We start from the raw sequence: 18,225 nt of genomic DNA on the forward strand, positions 1-18,225 counted from the left end.
CTCGATACGCCCGCGATACGCCGGGCGCGGGACCATGGGGTCATGCGCGTGCTGATCGTCGAGGACGAACCCGAGCTCGCCGACGCCGTGCGTGACGGTCTGCGCCTGGAGGCGATCGCGGCCGACGTCGCGGGCGACGGGGACACGGCCCTGGAGCTGCTGGCCGTCACCACCTACGACATCGCCGTCCTGGACCGTGACATCCCCGGTCCCTCCGGCGACGAGATCGCCAGGCGCATCGTGGCCTCGGGCAGCGGGACGCCGATCCTCATGCTGACCGCGGCCGACCGGATCGACGACAAGGCCACCGGCTTCGAGCTGGGCGCCGACGACTACCTCACCAAGCCGTTCGAGCTGCGCGAGCTCGTGCTGCGGCTGCGCGCCCTCGACCGGCGGCGCGGCTACCACCGGCCGCCCGTCCAGGAGATCGCGGGCCTGCGCCTCGACCCGTTCCGCCGTGAGGTGTACCGCGACGGCCGGTACGTCGCGCTCACGCGCAAGCAGTTCGCCGTGCTCGAGGTGCTGGTCGCCGCGCAGGGTGGCGTGGTCAGTGCCGAGGAGCTGCTGGAACGGGCGTGGGACGAGAACGCCGACCCGTTCACGAACGCCGTCCGCATCACCGTCTCCGCGCTGCGCAAGCGGCTCGGCGAGCCGTGGCTGATCGCCACGGTGGCCGGCGTCGGCTACCGGATCGACACGGGACCCGACGGCGAGCGCCGTGGATAGGGCGCCCGGCACGAGCGTCCGCACGCGGCTCGCGTTCAGCTACGCCGGGTTCCTCATGGTCGCGGGCGTCCTGCTCATCGCGGTCGTGTGGGTGTTCCTCCTGCGGTACGTGCCCGACGAGGCGGTCCGGCTCCCCGCGCGACCCGCACGGTCGCTGGCCGGCTCGCCCGGGAACCCCGGTCTGTTCATCCCCGGCCGGTACGACCTGTGGCGCGCCTTCGCCCCCAAGGCGGCGCTCGCGCTGGCGGCTCTCCTCGTGCTCGGGCTGGTGGGCGGGTGGTTCCTCGCCGGGCGGATGCTCGCGCCACTGAACCGCATCACCGCTGCGACACGCGCCGCCGGGAGCGGGTCGCTCTCCCACCGGATCCGGCTGCCGGGCCGCAGGGACGAGTTCCGCGAGCTCGCCGACGCGTTCGACGGCATGCTCGCCCAGATCGAGGCCCACGTGGCCGAGCAGCGGAGGTTCGCCGCGAACGCCTCGCACGAGCTGCGCACCCCGCTGGCCATCGCACGGACGCTCATCGAGGTGGCCCGCAACGACCCGGACCGCGACGTCGACGAGCTTCTCGCGCGCCTGCTCGCCGTCAACCAGCGGGCCACCGACCTGACCGAGGCCCTGCTCGTGCTCAGCCGCGCCGACCAGGGCACCTTCACGCGCGAGACCGTCGACCTGTCCCTGCTCGCGGAGGAGGCGACCGAGACCCTCCTGCCGTTCGCGGAACGGCGCGGCCTGACCGTCGAGACCTCGGGCGACGTCGCGCTCACCGTCGGTTCGCCCGCGCTCCTTCTGCAGCTGGCCACGAACCTGGTGCACAACGCGATCGTCCACAACACCACCGGGCACGGCGGCGTGTGGGTGACCACGAGCACCGGCCCCCAGGTCGTCCGGCTCACGGTCGAGAACACGGGCGACGTCCTCGCCCCCGAGCTCGTCGCCACGCTCGCCGAGCCGTTCCGGCGCGGCACCGACCGCGTCCGCTCCGACCATGCCGGCGTCGGGCTCGGGTTGGCGATCGCGACCAGCATCGCGCGGGCGCACGGCGGGAGCCTCGATCTCGCCCCGCGCGACGGCGGCGGCCTGCGCGTCACGGTGCGGCTGCCGGCCGCCGGAGGAGGGGTTCCGGCGCCCCGCCCCGATCGCGCCCACGGCAGTGCGGGGCATCCGTAGGGCGCCGGAGCGCCGGGGCACGGCGTGGAAGCGGCGGTCGCGGGAGCGGTCAGGATGCCGCCCCGGATTCCCGGTCCGGTCAGGGCCGCGCCGGGCTGACGTCGAGCCGCCGTCCCGCGAGCCCGCGCTTGTGGGCGGCGAGCGAGCGGGCGACGTCGCGCAGCACGCGCGCCCCCGGCGAGTCGGGGGCGGCGAGCACGGCGGGCGTGCCGTCGTCGCCGGCCTCGCGGACGGCGACGTCGAGCGGCACCTGGCCCAGCAGCGGCACGTCCGTGCCGAGCGCCTCGCCGAGCGAGCGCGCGACGCGCTCCCCGCCACCCGAGCCGAAGACCTCCAGGCGCGTCCCGTCGGGCTGTTCGAGCCACGACATGTTCTCGACGACGCCGACCACGCCCTGGTGGGTCTGCACCGCGATCGACCCGGCGCGCGCGGCGACCTCGGCGGCGGCGGCCTGCGGCGTCGTCACGACGACGATCTGCGAGCCGGGCAGCAGCTGCGCCACCGAGATCGCGATGTCGCCGGTGCCGGGCGGCAGGTCGAGCAGCAGCACGTCGAGGTCACCCCAGAAGACGTCCGCGAGGAACTGCTCGAGCGCGCGGTGCAGCATCGGGCCTCGCCACACGACGGGCTGCCCGGCAGGGACGAACATGCCGATCGACACGACCTTGACGCCGTGCGCGATGGGCGGCAGCAGCATCGAGTCGACCCGCGTGGGCGGGCGGTCCACGCCCAGCATGCGCGGGATCGAGAAGCCGTAGATGTCGGCGTCGACGACGCCCACGTTGAGCCCCTCGGCGGCGAGCGCGACGGCGAGGTTGGCCGTGACCGACGACTTGCCGACGCCGCCCTTGCCCGAGGCGATCGCGTAGACCTTGGTGAGCGAGCCGGGCTGGGAGAACGGGATGACGGGGTCGCCGTCGCCGCCGCGCAGCCGCGAGCGCAGCGCCGCACGCTGGTCGGCGGTCATGACGCCGAGGTCCACGTCGACGCCCGCGACGCCGTCGAGCGCCTCGACGGCCGCGGTGACGTCACGCACGATGGTCGACTGGAGCGGGCAGCCCGCGACGGTCAGGTCGACGCCGACGCGCACCCGTGCCGCGCCGTCGGTCTCTGCGGAGACGTCGACCGAGCGCACCATGTCCAGCTCGGTGATCGGACGGCGGATCTCGGGGTCGACGACGGTGGCGAGGGCCTCGCGGACCCGGTCGGCGAGGGTGGTCATACCGCGATCCTACGGGGCGGGTGACGTGCCGGGGCTGGGCTGGGCCGGCGCGGGGGTGCTCTCGGGGGCGGTCGCCCGCTGCACCTCGAGGTCCTCGAGTCCTTCGAGGAGGTTGCGGATCTCCGAGCGGACGAAGTCGCGCGTCGCGACCTCGGACAGCGCCAGGCGCAGCGCCGCCATCTCGCGGGCCAGGTACTCGGTGTCGGCGAGGTTGCGTTCGGCCCGCTGGCGGTCCTGCTCGGCGGTGACGCGGTCGCGGTCGTCCTGCCGGTTCTGTGCGAGCAGGATGAGGGGCGCGGCGTAGCTGGCCTGGAGCGACAGCATGAGGGTCAGCGCCGTGAAGCCGTTCTCCGCCTTGTCGAAGCGCAGCGCGGGCGGACCCAGGGAGTTCCACGCGAGCCAGATCGCGCAGAAGACGGTCAGCCAGATGAGGAACCGGGGCGTGCCCAGGAACCGGGCGATGGCCTCGGTGGCCTTGCCGACGGCGTCCTGGTCCAGGCGGGGGCGGCGCCAGAGCGTGCGGCGGGCCTCCTTCGGGGTGTCGAGCCGGTCAGCCACGGGGCACCACCGTCTCCGTGCGCTCGGGTTCGGCGAGGCCCTCGTCGTGCGACTCGCGCCAGTCGTCGGGCAGCAGGTGGTCGAGCACGTCGTCGACCGAGACGGCGCCCAGCAGCCGCTTCTCGTCGTCGAGCACCGGCAGGGCGAGCAGGTCGTAGGCGGCGAGCAGGCGTGTGACGCGGCCGAGCGGCGCGTCGGCGGTCAGCCATTCGGTGTCGGTCTCGACGACCGAGCCGACGGCGGCGTGCGGAGGCTCGCGCAGCAGCCGCTGGAAGTGCGCGACGCCGAGGAACCGGCCGGTGGGCGTCTCGAGCGGGGGCCGCACCACGAACACGACCGACGCGAGCGCGGGCGGCAGGTCCTGCTTGCGGATCTGGGCGAGCGCGGCCGCGATCGTCGTCTCGGGGCCGAGCACGACGGGCTCGGTCGTCATCATGCCGCCCGCGGTGTCCTCGTCGTACGCGAGCAGGCGCCGCACGTCCTTCGCCTCGTCGGGTTCCATGAGCTCGAGCAGGCGCGCGGCCTGCGCGTCGGGCAGCTCGTGCAGCAGGTCGGCGGCGTCGTCGGGTTCCATCGCTTCCAGGACGTCGGCGGCGCGGGCAGTCTCCAGGCCCGAGAGGATGGCGACCTGGTCGTCCTCGGGAAGCTCCTCGAGCACGTCGGCGAGACGCTCGTTGTCGAGCGCGGCCGCGACCTCCAGGCGGCGCGTGCCTCCCAGCTCGTGCAGGACGTCGGCCAGGTCCGCGGGCCGCAGGTCCTCGTACGCCTCCAGCAGGGCGGCGGCGCCCTGGCCGGACCCGTCGGCCGCGAGCGTCGAGACGGCGTCGACGCCGACGACGAGCGTCGCCCCGCGCCGCCGCAGGCCGAGCGTCGACCGGCCCGGTTCGCGGCGGCGCACGAAGAGCTGGTCCACGAGCCAGTCGCCGTTGCGCTGCCGGGCGATGGCGACGTCCTCGACGACGACGGCGCCCGAGCCGTCGCGCAGCGTCACGGTGCGGTCGAGCAGCTCGCCCAGCACGAGCGACTCCATCGCGCGCTGCTCGAAACGCCGCAGGTTGACCAGGCCGGTCGAGATCACCTGGCCGGCGTCGATGCTGGTCACCCGGGTCATGGGCAGGAAGACCCGCCGTCGGCCGGGCACCTCGACGACAAGCCCGACGGCGCGGGGCGCGCCCTTGGCGCGGACGAGGACGACGACGTCGCGCACCCGTCCGACCTGGTCACCGATCGGGTCGAAGACCGAGGTCCCGGCGAGGCGGGCGACGAACACGCGGCTGGCGGTGCTCACGCTGGTCACCCTACGTCCCGACCTGGCGGGGCCGCTGAGGGGACGCGCGTGCATGCACCGGAGCGCAGGCTGGTGGTCACTCCCGTGGGGATAGGACACACTGAGCGAATGAGCTTCAGTCGTCAGCAGCCGGTGCCACGCGTGCCCACCCCGCCCCAGGGTGACGAGGTCGCCGCCTATCCGACGTACCTGGAGGCGCAGCAGGCCGTCGACTACCTGTCCGACCACAAGTTCCCGGTGCAGGCCGTCACGATCGTCGGCACCGACCTCAAGATGGTCGAGCGGGTCACGGGGCGCCTGAGCTACGGGCGGGTCGCGATCGCCGGCGCGGGCTCGGGTGCGTGGTTCGGCCTGTTCGTGGGGCTGCTGTTCACGCTGTTCGGCAGCGGGGGAGTGGCCAGCGGGTTCGCGTTCATCAGCATCGCGCTGGGCGCCGGGTTCGGGCTCCTGTTCTCCGTGCTGTCCTACGCAGTGACGGGCGGGCGGCGTGACTTCACGTCGCAGTCGCAGATCGTCGCGACGACGTACGCGATCCTGTGCGCGGCCGAGTCGGCCGGCGAGGCGCGCTCTTTGCTCATGCGGTCCCCGAACGGGCTGGGCAAGGCCCGCGCGGGTGCGGGCGCCGCGGCGGCGCCGGTCCCCGGCGCCACGGGCGCGCCCGTTCCGGCACCGCAGCCGGCCCGCGCACCGGATCCCCGCTGGACCACCCCGACGGGCGAGCCCCGCTACGGCGCGATGCTCCCGACGGCGGCACCGGCGACGCCCCCTGCGGAGCCCGCGCAGCCGGCACCACAGCAGGCGCCCGCACCTCAGCAGGCACCTCAGCAGGCACAGCAGCAGCCGCCGTCGGACCAGCAGTCGGTGACCCCGCCGACGGACCCGTACGCGCCCCCGCCGCAGGATCCGCGCCGCCAGCCCTGAGCGACCCGGCAGCCCTGAGCGACCCGGCGCCAGCCCTCACGGGCCCGGCGCGCGCGGTTCCCCGAGGCCAGCCGATGTGGCCCTGCCGGAGCGCCGGCAGGGCCACACGTCTCACGCGCGCAGCGCGCGCATCCAGGCCTCGACCGCGGCCGGGTCGCGAGGCAGCGCTGCCGAGAGGTTCTCGTTGCCGTCGGGGGTGACCAGCACGTCGTCCTCGATGCGGACCCCGATGCCGCGGTACTCCTGCGGCACGGCCAGGTCGTCGGCCTTGAAGTACAGGCCCGGCTCGATCGTGAAGACCATGCCCGGTTCGAGCACGCCCTCCTGGTACAGCTCGCGGCGTGCCTGTGCGCAGTCGTGCACGTCGAGCCCCAGGTGGTGGGACGTGCCGTGCACCATCCACCGGCGGTGCTGCTGGCCCTGGGGCGTGAGCGACACCTCGGCGGTCACGCCGTCGGGCAGCAGCCCCCATTCCTCGAGCCGCGCCGCGATGACCTTCATCGCGGCCTCGTGCACGTCGAGGAACCGCACGCCGGGGCGGGCGACGGCGAACGCGGCGTCCGCGGCGTCGAGCACGGCCTGGTAGACGCGGCGCTGGACGTCGCCGTAGGTGCCGGAGACGGGCAGCGTGCGCGTGACGTCCGCGGTGTACAGCGAGTCGACCTCGACGCCTGCGTCGAGCAGCACCAGGTCGCCCTCGTGCACCTTCCCGTCGTTGGAGATCCAGTGCAGCGTGGTCGCGTGGTCGCCCGCCGCGGCGATGGTCTCGTAGCCGACGGCGTTGCCCTCGAGGCGGGCGTGCGCGTCGAACGTCGTCTCGATGACGCGTTCGCCGCGGCGGTGCGCGACGGCGCGGGGCAGCGCGCGCACCACCGCGGCGAAGCCCTCGATCGTGCGGTCGACCGCCTCGCGGAGCTGCTCGATCTCGTACTCGTCCTTGATCAGCCGCAGCTCGCTGGTGGCGCGCACGAGGGCGTCGTCGGTCAGCTCGTGGGCGGCGGCCTTCTCCTCCTGGACGGCCGTGTCCGCGCCGGCCTCCGCGAGGATGGCCTCGACCAGCGTCTCGACGGCCTCGTCGGCCCCGGTCACCACGAGCAGCGCGACACCGGCGCCGACGTCCTTGGCGAGCGCGTCGCGCAGCTCGTCGACGTGGCGGGCCTCGATGCCCGTGAGCGTCGTGACGTCGTCGAGCGACGGGCGGGCACCCACCCAGAACTCGCCGTAGCGCGAGTCGGCGTAGAACTCCTCGGTGTCGCGCGCGGCGAGGGGCCGCACGTAGAGCACCGCGTGGTGGCCGGTCGGGCCGTCGGGGCCGACGTCGCCCGCGCCGTCCTCGACGGGGTGCAGCACCAGCACGGCGTCGGGCTCCTGGTCGGTGCCCAGGCCCGTGAGGTGCGCGAACGCCGAGTGCGGCCGGAACCGGTAGTCGGTGTCGTTGGAGCGCACGCGCAGCGGGCCGGCCGGGATGACGAGGCGCGCGCCGGGGAACTGCTCGCCCAGGCGGGCGCGGCGTGCGGCGGTGAAGGGCGCGGCCGCCGAGGGCACGACGCCCAGGCCGGCGCGCGGCGCCCACCGCGAGGTGATGAAGTCGACGAACGCCTGCGAGTGCGGCCGGTTCCGGTGGTCGGTGGCCTGGTCGCCGTCGACCGGGGCGTTCGGGGTGGTCTGGTCGCTCATGGGCCCAGTCTTGCACCGGTCCGGTGCGTGGGACCGGCGGGTCAGCCGCGGCCGAAGTCGTGCAGCGCGCGCGTCAGCACGCGGTTGAAGGCGTCGGGTGCGTCGGTGTTGACGTCGTGGCCGGCGCCCGGGACGACGACGAGAGCGCCCTGGTAGGCGGCCGCCAGGTGGCGGTGCTCCTGCAGCCGCAGGTGGTCGCGTGAGCCGTTGACCAGCCAGACCGGGACGCGGGTGGCCCGCACGTCGGCGACCGACGAGTGCCCGGCCAGGTGCGTGAGGGCGTCCGTGACGACCTGCCACCCGGGCCGGTACGGGCCGACCGCGGCGGTGCCGCCGAGCAGGGCTGCGACGTCGGCGCCGCCCGCCTTGGAGCCCTTGCCGCTGAGCGCCGCGCGCCAGCGCGTGGTCGTCGATCGCGCCTGCCTGCTCGCGGCCGTCGCGCCCGCGACCGTGACGCGTGCGACGTCGCGGAACAGTGCGACCGGCTTGCCCTTGGGGTCGGAGCAGCAGCCTGCGGCGACCACGCCGGCCAGCCGTGTGGTGTGGGCGGGGCAGGCCTGCTGGAGCGCGGCGTCGCGCGCCGCGTAGGCGAGCGTCGTGTACCCGCCGAGGCTCAGGCCGACGAGCGCGATGCGGCGGTCTGCGCCGAAGGACGTGACGGCGTCGTCGATGACCTCGAACGCCGCCGGGAGGGAGAACCGCTCGTCGCGCCGCTCGCCGTGCGCGGGCAGGTCGACGGCGACGGCGTCGTACCCGGCGTCGTGGACGTGCGCGACCTGCTCGTCCCAGATGGCCGACGACGTTCGCATGCCGTGCACGAAGACGACGGCGGGCTCGTTCCCCATGCGTCGATGGTCCCGCGCAGGGTGGTCGGAGGGCCAGGGCAGACACGGGGTGACCGGTGAAAGGTGGTGAAAACCCTGTGACGGCTACTGTGTCTCCGTGATCGACCTCCACACGCACTCGACGGCGTCGGACGGCACCGACCCCCGAGGCGCGTCATCGAGGACGCGGCGGGCGCGGGGCTCACCGTCGTCGCGCTGACCGACCACGACACCACGGCCGGCTGGGACGAGGCGGTGCTGGCGGCCGAGCGCACGGGCATCGCCCTGGTGCGCGGGGCCGAGATCTCCACGGTGTGCGGCGGCGTCAGCGTGCACCTGCTGGCGTACCTGCACGACCCCGAGCACGCGGCGCTGCTCGCCGAGCTGGAGGCCACGCGCGCGTCGCGCCTGACCCGGCTCGAGCGCATGGCCGGCCTGCTCGCCGTGGACTACCCGATCACCTGGGAGGACGTGCTCGCGCAGACGGGTCCGGACGCGACCGTGGGCCGCCCCCACCTGGCCGACGCGCTGGTCGCTGCGGGTGTGGTCGACACGCGTGACGAGGCGTTCGCGACCATGCTGCGGCCCGGCACCCGCTACTACGTGCCGCACGCCGCGCCCGATGCCGTCGCCGCGGTCCGCGCGGTGCGCGCGGCGGGCGGCGTGCCCGTGTTCGCGCACCCGGGAGCGTCGCAGCGCGGGCGCGTGGTGCCCGAGGAGCGGATCGAGGAGCTCGCGGCGGCCGGGCTGGCCGGCCTCGAGGTCGACCACCGCGACCACGACGGCGACACGCGCGCGCGGCTGCGCGACGTCGCGCGGGCGCTGGGCCTGCTGGTCACCGGGTCGAGCGACTACCACGGGGCGGGAAAACCGAACCGCCTCGGAGAGAACACGACGTCGGCCCGCGTGCTGGGTCAGATCGAGGAGCAGGGAACCGTGGACGTGGTGCGGCCGGGGCGGCGACGATGAGGGCGGTCCTGGACGTCACGTTGTTCACCGAGGTATTCGTGACGCTGTTCGTCATCATGGACCCGCCGGGGACGGTGCCCGTCTTTCTCGCGCTGACCTCGCGCATGACGCCGCGGCAGCGCAACCGGGCCGCCCGGCAGGCGATCCTCGTGGCGTTCGGAGTCGTCGTCGTGTTCGGCGCGCTGGGGCAGCAGGTGCTGGCCTACATGGGCATCTCGCTGCCGGCGCTGCAAGCGTCGGGTGGTCTGCTGCTGCTGTTCGTCGCCATGGAGCTGCTGACCGGCAAGGCGGAGAACCCCGAGCCTGCCAAGGGTGGGTCGGTCAACGTGGCGCTCGTGCCGCTGGGCACGCCGCTGCTCGCGGGCCGGGCGTGATCGTGGCGACCATGGTGTTCGTCCAGCAGAAGACGGACGCGGCCGACAGCATGGCGGCCCACTGGGCGGCGATCGTGCTCGGGGTCGTCGCGGTCCACGTCTGCACGTACCTGGCGATGCGGTTCGCGAACGTGATCCAGCGGGTGCTGCGCGAGTCGGGCGTCACGCTCATCACGCGTATCGCGGGCCTGCTGCTGGCGGCGATCGCCATCCAGATGATCGCGGACGCCGTGACGGCGTTCGTGCAGGCGGCGTAGCCCGCGAGCGACGTGCCATCCGCGTGAGGTGGCCTTGACCTGAAGACAGGCAGGCCCATACCCCACTCGATGTTCGAATCGTTGTGATTCGTGCCAACAGTCGGTTGGTTGCGCGCCAACCGCCCAGAACGGTCAAGACGCCCATGAATAGTTCATGACGTCATGACCACGACGGCAGCGCAGGTGCTGCCGCTGACTGGAGGCTGCAATGTCGCAGAGCACGACCCCGCGGATCGCGGTAGGCAACGACGAGGCAGCGGTGGCACTGCGCACCGTGGTGGTGGAGGAGCTGACCCGTCGAGGATGGCTGGTCGACACCTTCGGCCCCACCGACCGGGGCGACTCGGTCGACTACCCCGACGTGGCCGAGCTGGTCGCCCGCAAGGTCGCCGACGGCACGTACGAGCGGGCCGTCCTGCTGTGCGGCACGGGCATCGGCATGGCCATCGCCGCCAACAAGGTTCCCGGCGTGCGCGCCGCCCAGGTGTGCGACCCGTACTCGGCGCAGCGCGCCCGGATGTCGAACGACGCCCAGGTGATGACCATGGGCGAGCGCACCACCGGCCCCGAGCTCGCGCGCACGCTGCTCAACATCTGGCTGGACTCGGAGTTCGCGGGCGGCGGATCCGCGCAGAAGGTCGCCAAGCTGGACGCGCTCGACCGCCACGATCGCGCCGCGTGACGGCCCTCGGTGCCGGAGCCGCGGGCTCCGCGACCGGCACCTTCCTCCGCGCGGCCGGCTCACCGGCCGCGCGCCGGGGAACACACGATCAGCACCTCGCTGGGCGGTCCGATCGGCTGGACCCCCACCCCGGCGCGTGACCTCGCGCCGCGTGTCGCGCCCGCCCCTGGGCACCTTCCGGCGCTGACCAGCCGACCCGCCCGCGGGGCGGTGGACCCGTGCCCGCCACCGGCGCCCGGTCCTCGCCCTGACCACGAACGACCCGAAGAAGGAGAGCACGATGGTCACCACGCAGCTCACCGCTGAGTCCCGCACGCGGGCGCTCGCCGCGCTCGAAGCGTCCGACACCCCCTCTGGCGAGCTCGACATCCTCGTCATCGGCGGTGGCGTCACCGGCGCGGGCATCGCGCTCGACGCCGCGACCCGCGGCCTGTCGACCGCGATCGTCGAGGCACAGGACTGGTCGGCGGGGACGTCGAGCCGGTCCTCGAAGCTCGTCCACGGGGGCCTTCGCTACCTCCAGATGCTCGACTTCGCGCTGGTCCACGAGGCGCTGACGGAACGCGACCTGCTGATCAAGGAGCTGGCCCCGCACCTGGTGCGGCCCGTGCCCTTCCTCTACCCGCTCACCCGCCGCGTCTGGGAGCGCGCGTTCGTCGGCGCGGGCATCGCGCTGTACGACACGCTGGCGTCCCTCGCCCCGGGCAAGCGGGCCATGCCGCTGCACCGCCACTTCAGCCGCCACCAGCTCCTGCGCAAGTTCCCCGACCTGGCCGCGGACGCCGCGGTGGGAGCCATCCAGTACTGGGACGCCAGCGTCGACGACGCCCGGCTCGTCGTCACGCTGGTCCGCACCGCCGCCGCGTACGGGGCCCACGCGGCCTCGCGCACCCAGGTGGTCGAGCTGACCCGCACCGCGACCGGCGCGGTCAACGGCGCCGTCGTCGCCGACCTGGAGACCGGCAAGCACATCACCGTGCGGGCGCGGCACGTCGTCAACGCGACGGGCGCGTGGACCGAGCAGACGGAGGCGCTCGCCGAGACCGAGGGGGCCTGCGGGTCCTGGCGTCGAAGGGCATCCACATCGTCGTCCCGCGCGAGCGCATCCGCGGCACGTCCGGCCTGATCCTCCAGACCGAGAAGTCGGTGCTGTTCGTCATCCCGTGGTCGCGCTACTGGATCATCGGCACCACCGACACCCCCTACACCGAGGACCTGTGGCACCCGGTGCCGAGCGCGGCGGACATCGACTACGTGCTGGAGAAGGCCAACGCGGTGCTCGCCGACCCGCTGACGCGTGACGACATCATCGGGTCGTTCGCCGGCCTGCGGCCGCTGCTGCAGCCGGGCACCAAGGAGGGCACGTCGTCGGCCAAGGTGTCGCGCGAGCACACCGTCGCGAACCCGACACCCGGGTTCTCGGTGATCGCGGGCGGCAAGCTGACCACCTATCGCGTCATGGCCAAGGACGCCGTCGACCACGCCATCGGGTCGCGCGCATCGGCGCTGCCGTCGATCACGCACACCATCCCGCTCGAAGGGGCCGTGGGCCTGCACGCCGTCTCGCGGCACGCGAGGACGTGGGCGGCGCGGTTCGGCTGGAGCCCGGCCATGGTCGACCACCTGCTGCACCGCTACGGCTCGAACCTGGCGCAGGTCGTCGCGCTGTGCGAGGAGGACCCGTCCCTGGCTCGTCCGCTGGAGCACGCCCCGGCGTACCTGCGGGCCGAGGTCCACTACGCGGCGTCGCACGAGGGGGCCCTCCACCTGGAGGACGTGCTCGCGCACCGCACGCGCCTGGAGTACGAGACCCCCGACGGCGGGCTCGCGGCCCTGCCCGAGATCGCGGGCATCGTCGCCCCGCTGCTCGGGTGGGACAAGTCCACCACGGCGGCCGAGACCGCAGCGTGCGCCGCCCGGCGCACGGCCTACGAGGACGCGGTCACCCGGCCCGACGACGCCACGGCCGCGCAGGCCCGGCTCGCGGTCGCCGGGGTCGCCGCGCCGCTTCCGCTTTCCGTCGGCTGACAACACCACGTTCAAAGGAGAACCGGTTCACCATGCCTGACTTTGTTCTTGCTATTGATCAGGGCACGACGAGCTCGCGGGCGATGATTTTCGACCATGGTGGTCGGGTCGTGTCGGTGGGTCAGCTCGAGCACGACCAGATCTTTCCGCGTGCGGGGTGGGTCGAGCACAGTCCGGAGCAGATCTGGAACAACGTGCGTGAGGCGGTGGGTCTTGCGTTGACGCGCGCGAACGTGACGTTCACGGATATCGCGGCGGTCGGGATCACGAACCAGCGTGAGACGACGGTGGTGTGGGACAGGCGCACGGGTAAGCCGGTCTATAACGCGATCGTGTGGCAGGACACGCGTACCCAGCCGATCGTGGAGGAGCTGGGGGGGCAGGCGGGGCCTGACCGGTACAAGTCGATCGTCGGGTTGCCGTTGGCGACGTATTTCTCCGGGCCGAAGGTCAAGTGGATCTTGGACAACGTGGCCGGTGCCCGGGAGGCGGCCGAGCGTGGTGACCTGTTGTTCGGCAACACCGATGCGTGGGTGTTGTGGAACATGACCGGTGGCCCTGACGGGGGGGTGCACGTCACGGACGTCACGAACGCGTCGCGGACCATGCTGATGGACCTGGACACCTTGTCGTGGCGTGAGGACATCGCGGCGGACATGGGCATCCCGTTGTCGATGCTGCCGCAGATCCGCTCCTCGTCCGAGGTGTACGGGCTGGGCCGGGCGGGCGGGCTGCTGCCGGGGGTGCCGATCGCGGGCATCCTGGGCGACCAGCAGGCTGCGACGTTCGGGCAGGCGTGCTTCGAGGCCGGCACGGCGAAGAACACCTACGGCACGGGCAACTTCATGCTGCTGAACACCGGCACCGAGAAGGTCCCCTCGCGCAACGGGCTGCTGACCACGGTCTGCTACAAGATCGGTGAGCAGGCTCCCCGGTACGCGTTGGAGGGGTCGATCGCGGTGACCGGGTCGCTCATCCAGTGGCTGCGCGACAACCTGGGCCTGTTCTCCGACGCCCCGGACGTGGAGTGGATGGCCCGCAAGGTCGAGGACAACGGTGGCGCGTACTTCGTGCCCGCGTTCTCGGGGCTGTTCGCCCCGTACTGGCGTCCCGACGCGCGTGGCGCCCTGGTGGGCCTGACCCGGTACGTCAACCGCAACCACATCGCGCGTGCCGCGCTGGAGTCGGTCGCCTTCCAGACCCGTGAGGTGCTGGAGGCCATGCGCGCCGATTCCGGGGTCGAGCTGACCGAGCTCAAGGTCGACGGCGGCATGGTCGCCAACGAGCTGCTCATGCAGTTCCAGGCCGACCAGCTCGGCGTGGACGTCGTACGCCCCCAGGTCGCCGAGACCACCGCGCTCGGCGCGGCCTACGCCGCCGGGATCGCGGTCGGGTTCTGGTCCGGGGAGTCGGACGTGACCGCCAACTGGGCCGAGGACCGCCGCTGGGAACCGTCCATGGACACCAGCGAACGCGAACGCCTCTACCGGCAATGGAAGAAAGCCGTCACCAAGACCTTCGACTGGGTCGACGCCGACACACAGTAAACAGCCGGCGCACACATTTTTTCGAGTTCATAGCAAAGGGGTTATTTCCATGGCGAGTCATGCAGGTGTCCCGACGTCGGGCCTGGTCAGCTGGAGGGATCTGAGCACCCTGAGGCGGTGGGGGCTGCTGATGCTGGTCTCGGCCGGCAGCTCGATCATCTTCTACATCCCGTATCTGCGCTGGGTCTTCCCCGACCAGATGATGGATGCGCTGGGGATCAACAACCAGCAGATCGGCATCCTGATGTCCGCGTACGCGGTCACGGCGATGATCTGCTACGTGCCGTCGGGCATCCTGGCGGACAAGGTGCGGATGCGGACGCTGAGCTGGGTCGGCTACATCGCGACCGCCGTGCTGCTGTACGTGTACGCGCTGCTGCCCTCGTTCGGCGTGCTGATGGTCCTGATGATCGGCCTCGGCGTGACCACGATCCTGATCTGGTGGGGCACGCGCCTGAAGCTGGTGCGGCTGCTGTTCGACGAGTCGGAGTACCCGAGCCGCATCGGGTGGTCGTACCTGTTCTTCGCGCTGGGCGGCCTGCTGGTCGGCAACGTGATCGCGACGCTGCTGCTCAACCACACCGGGACCGACACCGCAGGTCACCAGGCGTTCTTGCGGTACCTGCTGCTGAGCGTGGCCACGATCATCCTGGTGATGGGCGTGCTGGCGTTCCTGTTCATCCCGCGGTTCGACAACGAGTTCGACCCGAACGCCAAGCGTCTGTCGCTCTCGGAGTTCGTCGCCGCGCTGAAGAACCCGGCCGTCGTGTGGGCGTCCCTGACGATGTTCTTCGTCTACTTCATCCACACGTCGATCACGTACACGACGCAGTGGCTGCAGATCGGTGCGATCGGGGTGGGCGCGGTCATGATCGCGAACATCGGCAACGTGCGCTCGTACGGGATGGGTGTGTTCTCCGGTCCGATCGCGGGTGCGATCACCAAGCGGGTCGGGTCGACGTCGAAGGTCGTCATGGGTGGCTTCGCGCTGGCCGTGGTGGGGCTGCTGACCTTCGTGCTCCTGCCGTGGAACACGTCGATGGCGGTGCCGTTCATCGTGCTGACGCTCGCGCTCGGGTTCGTGTGCACGGGTGTGTTCTACGTGACGACGGGGCAGCTGACCGAGGCGCGGGTGCCGACGCAGACGTTCGGTGCGGCGGCGGGCATCGTGTCGCTGGTCGGGTTCTTGCCCGACACGTTCCGTGACATCTGGTTCGGCCGGATGATCGACCAGGCCAACCTGGCCGACGGCGGGAACACCGGGGACGCGTTCCGCACCATCTGGTGGATCGTGATCGCCGCCTGTGTCCTGGGCGCCTTCTGCGCCTTCATGGTGCTGCGCATCGCTCGTAAGCAGAGCAAGGCCCGCGCAGAGCTGGCTTCCGGCGAGCACGGCGACGTCGTCGGCGCCTCCGCGAGCACCGGCGCGTAGCGGCGACTCGTTCCGCCCCCGTGGCGCGGCACGCGCACGGGACCATGCCTGACCTTCCCTGACCGACACACAGACATCGCTCACGCGAGAGAGATCGAGGACCGGATGGACTTCACCCTGACCGACGAGCAAGAGCTCATCGTCACCGGCGTCCGCGGGCTCATGGAGTCCGAGAACTGGGACGCGTACTTCGAGGAGTGCGACGCACGGCACGAGTATCCGGAGCGCTGGGTCAAGGCCCTCGCCGACCTGGGCATCGACTCCCTCATGCTGGACGAGGAGCACGGTGGCTTCGGCGAGGGGCTGACCACCCTGCTGGCGGTCTGGGAGGAGCTCGGGCGCCTCGGCGGGCCCACCTATGTGCTCTACCAGCTGCCCGGTTTCGACCAGATCATCGAGAACGGCACGCCCGAGCAGGTCGAGAAGATCATGGCGCTGCGTGGCACCGGCAAGCAGATGTGGAACGCGGCGATCACCGAGCCGAGCGCCGGCTCGGACGTCGGGTCGCTCAAGACGACCTACACGCGCCGCGACGGGAAGATCTACCTCAACGGGCACAAGACGTTCATCACGTCGTCCCTCGGGTCCCCGTACCTGGTGATCATGGCCCGTGACGCCGACAACTACGACGTCTTCACCGAGTTCTTCGTGGACATGTCGCTGCCGGGCATCAAGGTCGAGGCGCTCGACAAGCTCGGGTTGCGCATGGACTCGTGCGCCGACGTCTACCTCGACAACGTCGAGCTGACCGAGGCGGACATCTTCGGCACCGAGGGCAACGGCTTCCAGCGCGTCGTGCGGTCGTTCGACGTCGAGCGGTTCCTCGTGGCCGCGACGAACTACGCCACCGCCCTGTGCGCTCTGGAGGACGCCGCGAAGTACGCCAACCAGCGCGAGCAGTTCGGCGAGAAGATCTTCCGGTTCCAGCTCATCCAGGAGAAGTTCTGCTCCATGTGGATCGAGGTGGAGAACATGCGCAACATGCTCTACCGCACGGCCTGGCTCTATGACACCGGTCAGATGGGCAACGGCGAGGCCGCGATGTGCAAGTACTACTGCGCCAACGCGGCGTTCCGCGTCGTCGACCAGGCCCTCCAGGTGCTCGGTGGGGTCGGGATCGCCGGCGGCCACCGGGTCGGGCGGTTCTGGCGTGACCTGCGCGTCGACCGGATCTCCGGCGGCAGCGACGAGATGCAGATCCTGACGGCCGGCCGCTCCATCCTGAAGAGGTACCGCTGATGGCCGCGCAGGACGGCGCCGGGAGCGGCACGGGCCCGCTCGGCGCCGGGATGCCCGGGTTCGGCAGCCTCGAGGGCGTCACCGTCGTCTACTCGGCGATCGAGATCGCCGCTCCGACGGCCGCCGCGCTCATGGCGGAATGGGGCGCCAACGTCATCTGGATCGAGAACACCCGGGTCGGGGACTCGATGCGGGACACCGCCTTCATCAAGGAGGTGGAGCGCCGCAACCAGCGCAGCGTGTGCCTGAACCCGTTCAAGCCCGGCGGGCGGGAGGCGTTCCTCAAGCTCATCGAGAAGGCCGACATCTTCATCGAGTCCTCCAAGGGGCCGGTGTACAAGAACCGTGGGCTGACCGACGAGCTGCTCTGGGAGCACAACCCGGAGCTGGTCATCACCCACGTCTCGGGGTACGGGCAGTACGGCGAGGACGTCCGCGTCAACCGTGCCGCCTACGACCGGACGGTCCAGGCGTACATGGGCTATCTGTCGCAGAACGGCACGCCCGAGCAGCCCATGGCGCCCGGGCCGTACGTGGCCGACTACTTCACCGCGCTCATGGTGACCAGCTCGAGCCTCGCCGCGCTGTACCGCGCCAAGCGGACCGGCACGGGCGAGAGCATCGACTGCGCGATGCACGAGACGCTGCTGCGGGTCGGGGCCTACTACATGGTCGACTACCTCAACGCGGGCGTCGAGTACCCCCGGCCGGGGCCGCGCAACCAGAACCTGTGCGCGATCGGCGAGTACGAGTGCGCCGACGGCTGGGTGTCGATCATCTGCTACGGGGCGCCGCAGAACAAGTACCTGCTCGAGACCATCGGGCTGGGTCACCTGTGGGGCACGGAGGAGTACCCCGACGGTACGACGGCGCTGTGGCGTGACGGGCCGCAGGCCGAGGCCATCGAGAAGGCGCTGGGCGACTACCTGCGCACGCAGAAGGTGGCCGACGTCGAACGGGACTTCACGGCCCAGGCGATCGCCGCCGGGGAGATGCTCGAGATCCGCGACCTGGAGGCCCAGGAGCACTTCCAGCTTCGGGAGGACTTCATCGAGTGGGAGACCCACGAGGGCAAGACGGTCAAGGGCGTCAACATCTTCCCGAAGTTTGCCCGCAGGCCGGGCACCATCTGGCGGCCGATGCCTGCGCTCGGGCAGGACACCGCCGACGTCCTGACGGCCGCGGGCGTCAGCCCCGAGGAGCTTGAGGCCCTCCAGGAGCAGGGCATCGTGCGCCTCGGCGACTGAGCCCTGCACGCGAAGACAGGCCCGAGGACAGGCCCGAAGACGAGGCCCGAAGACGAGGAAGTGAGC

General features: G+C 71.9%; 13 protein-coding genes and 3 pseudogenes. 11 read left to right on the forward strand and 5 right to left on the reverse strand.

Annotated features, from left to right (window positions below):
- Nucleotides 1-42: 42 nt before the first annotated feature.
- Together ET495_RS16450 and ET495_RS16455 are read left to right on the forward strand one after the other, a co-directional pair.
- Nucleotides 43-726, forward strand: coding sequence for a response regulator transcription factor (locus ET495_RS16450; protein ID WP_129205676.1), 684 nt, complete (start codon nucleotides 43-45; stop codon nucleotides 724-726).
- On the forward strand, nucleotides 719-1,894 hold the full coding sequence (locus ET495_RS16455; protein ID WP_129205677.1) for a sensor histidine kinase: 1,176 nt from the start codon (nucleotides 719-721) through the stop codon (nucleotides 1,892-1,894). The genes ET495_RS16450 and ET495_RS16455 overlap by 8 nt, the downstream gene beginning before the upstream one ends.
- 79 nt (nucleotides 1,895-1,973) lie before the next feature.
- Here the strand turns inward: ET495_RS16455 and ET495_RS16460 are convergent, their stop codons facing one another.
- The 3 genes from ET495_RS16460 to ET495_RS16470 are packed head-to-tail and all read right to left on the reverse strand — an operon-like array spanning nucleotide 1,974 to nucleotide 4,962.
- Entirely contained in the window at nucleotides 1,974-3,116 is a 1,143-nt protein-coding gene (locus ET495_RS16460) for an Mrp/NBP35 family ATP-binding protein (RefSeq protein WP_129205678.1), read from the reverse strand.
- A 9-nt stretch (nucleotides 3,117-3,125) separates the two neighbouring features.
- The gene (locus ET495_RS16465) at nucleotides 3,126-3,674 is read right to left on the reverse strand and encodes a DUF1003 domain-containing protein (protein WP_129205679.1); all 549 of its coding nucleotides are present in this window, start codon (nucleotides 3,672-3,674) and stop codon (nucleotides 3,126-3,128) included.
- Entirely contained in the window at nucleotides 3,667-4,962 is a 1,296-nt protein-coding gene (locus tag ET495_RS16470) for a magnesium transporter MgtE N-terminal domain-containing protein (protein ID WP_129205680.1), read from the reverse strand. Before ET495_RS16470 ends, ET495_RS16465 begins: the two co-directional genes overlap by 8 nt.
- Before the next feature lie 108 nt (nucleotides 4,963-5,070).
- Between ET495_RS16470 and ET495_RS16475 the strand changes: the two genes are divergently transcribed.
- Nucleotides 5,071-5,883 (forward strand): YflT domain-containing protein, encoded by an 813-nt coding sequence (locus ET495_RS16475; protein ID WP_129205681.1) that lies wholly within the window; start codon nucleotides 5,071-5,073, stop codon nucleotides 5,881-5,883.
- Nucleotides 5,884-5,994: 111 nt separating this feature from the next.
- Here the strand turns inward: ET495_RS16475 and ET495_RS16480 are convergent, their stop codons facing one another.
- Both ET495_RS16480 and ET495_RS16485 read right to left on the reverse strand, forming a co-directional pair.
- Nucleotides 5,995-7,560, reverse strand: a complete 1,566-nt coding sequence (locus ET495_RS16480; RefSeq protein WP_129205682.1) for an aminopeptidase P family protein — start codon at nucleotides 7,558-7,560, stop codon at nucleotides 5,995-5,997.
- Between the two features lie 41 nt (nucleotides 7,561-7,601).
- Nucleotides 7,602-8,405, reverse strand: coding sequence for an alpha/beta fold hydrolase (locus ET495_RS16485; RefSeq protein ID WP_129205683.1), 804 nt, complete (start codon nucleotides 8,403-8,405; stop codon nucleotides 7,602-7,604).
- Between the two features lie 97 nt (nucleotides 8,406-8,502).
- Here ET495_RS16485 and ET495_RS16490 point away from each other — a divergent pair.
- The 8 genes and pseudogenes from ET495_RS16490 (at nucleotide 8,503) to caiB (ending at nucleotide 18,159) form a co-directional block, all read left to right on the forward strand.
- Nucleotides 8,503-9,353: pseudogene (locus tag ET495_RS16490) on the forward strand (PHP domain-containing protein).
- A pseudogene (locus ET495_RS16495) lies at nucleotides 9,350-9,984 on the forward strand (MarC family protein). The pseudogenes ET495_RS16490 and ET495_RS16495 overlap by 4 nt, the downstream one beginning before the upstream one ends.
- Nucleotides 9,985-10,192: 208 nt before the next feature.
- Complete coding sequence (locus tag ET495_RS16500) at nucleotides 10,193-10,666, forward strand: RpiB/LacA/LacB family sugar-phosphate isomerase (RefSeq protein ID WP_129205684.1); 474 nt, start codon at nucleotides 10,193-10,195, stop codon at nucleotides 10,664-10,666.
- 280 nt (nucleotides 10,667-10,946) lie between these two features.
- Nucleotides 10,947-12,694 (forward strand): annotated as a pseudogene (locus ET495_RS16505) (glycerol-3-phosphate dehydrogenase/oxidase).
- A 32-nt stretch (nucleotides 12,695-12,726) separates the two neighbouring features.
- Complete coding sequence (glpK, locus tag ET495_RS16510; RefSeq protein WP_129205685.1) at nucleotides 12,727-14,241, forward strand: glycerol kinase GlpK; 1,515 nt, start codon at nucleotides 12,727-12,729, stop codon at nucleotides 14,239-14,241.
- Between the two features lie 49 nt (nucleotides 14,242-14,290).
- A complete protein-coding gene (locus ET495_RS16515) occupies nucleotides 14,291-15,673 on the forward strand; it encodes an MFS transporter (RefSeq protein ID WP_129205686.1) in 1,383 nt (460 codons plus the stop codon).
- Between the two features lie 105 nt (nucleotides 15,674-15,778).
- Nucleotides 15,779-16,912: a crotonobetainyl-CoA dehydrogenase gene (caiA, locus tag ET495_RS16520; protein WP_129205687.1), complete on the forward strand. Its 1,134-nt coding sequence runs from the start codon at nucleotides 15,779-15,781 to the stop codon at nucleotides 16,910-16,912.
- Nucleotides 16,912-18,159, forward strand: coding sequence for an L-carnitine CoA-transferase (gene caiB / locus ET495_RS16525; RefSeq protein WP_211340867.1), 1,248 nt, complete (start codon nucleotides 16,912-16,914; stop codon nucleotides 18,157-18,159). Before caiA ends, caiB begins: the two co-directional genes overlap by 1 nt.
- The last annotated feature ends 66 nt before the right edge of the window (nucleotides 18,160-18,225 follow it).

This window comes from Xylanimonas allomyrinae, assembly GCF_004135345.1.
GTDB classification, from domain to species: Bacteria; Actinomycetota; Actinomycetes; order Actinomycetales; family Cellulomonadaceae; genus Xylanimonas; species Xylanimonas allomyrinae.

Excerpts from the sequence above, each read along its gene's own strand:
- ET495_RS16450 (WP_129205676.1), top strand. The coding sequence starts at position 43 with ATGCGCGTGCTGATCGTCGAGGACGAACCCGAGCTCGCCGACGCCGTG.
- ET495_RS16485 (WP_129205683.1), bottom strand. The coding sequence starts at position 8,405 with ATGGGGAACGAGCCCGCCGTCGTCTTCGTGCACGGCATGCGAACGTCG.
- ET495_RS16515 (WP_129205686.1), top strand. The coding sequence starts at position 14,291 with ATGGCGAGTCATGCAGGTGTCCCGACGTCGGGCCTGGTCAGCTGGAGG.
- glpK (WP_129205685.1), top strand. The coding sequence starts at position 12,727 with ATGCCTGACTTTGTTCTTGCTATTGATCAGGGCACGACGAGCTCGCGG.
- caiB (WP_211340867.1), top strand. The coding sequence starts at position 16,912 with ATGGCCGCGCAGGACGGCGCCGGGAGCGGCACGGGCCCGCTCGGCGCC.
- ET495_RS16480 (WP_129205682.1), bottom strand. The coding sequence starts at position 7,560 with ATGAGCGACCAGACCACCCCGAACGCCCCGGTCGACGGCGACCAGGCC.
- ET495_RS16475 (WP_129205681.1), top strand. The coding sequence starts at position 5,071 with ATGAGCTTCAGTCGTCAGCAGCCGGTGCCACGCGTGCCCACCCCGCCC.
- caiA (WP_129205687.1), top strand. The coding sequence starts at position 15,779 with ATGGACTTCACCCTGACCGACGAGCAAGAGCTCATCGTCACCGGCGTC.
- ET495_RS16500 (WP_129205684.1), top strand. The coding sequence starts at position 10,193 with ATGTCGCAGAGCACGACCCCGCGGATCGCGGTAGGCAACGACGAGGCA.
- ET495_RS16460 (WP_129205678.1), bottom strand. The coding sequence starts at position 3,116 with ATGACCACCCTCGCCGACCGGGTCCGCGAGGCCCTCGCCACCGTCGTC.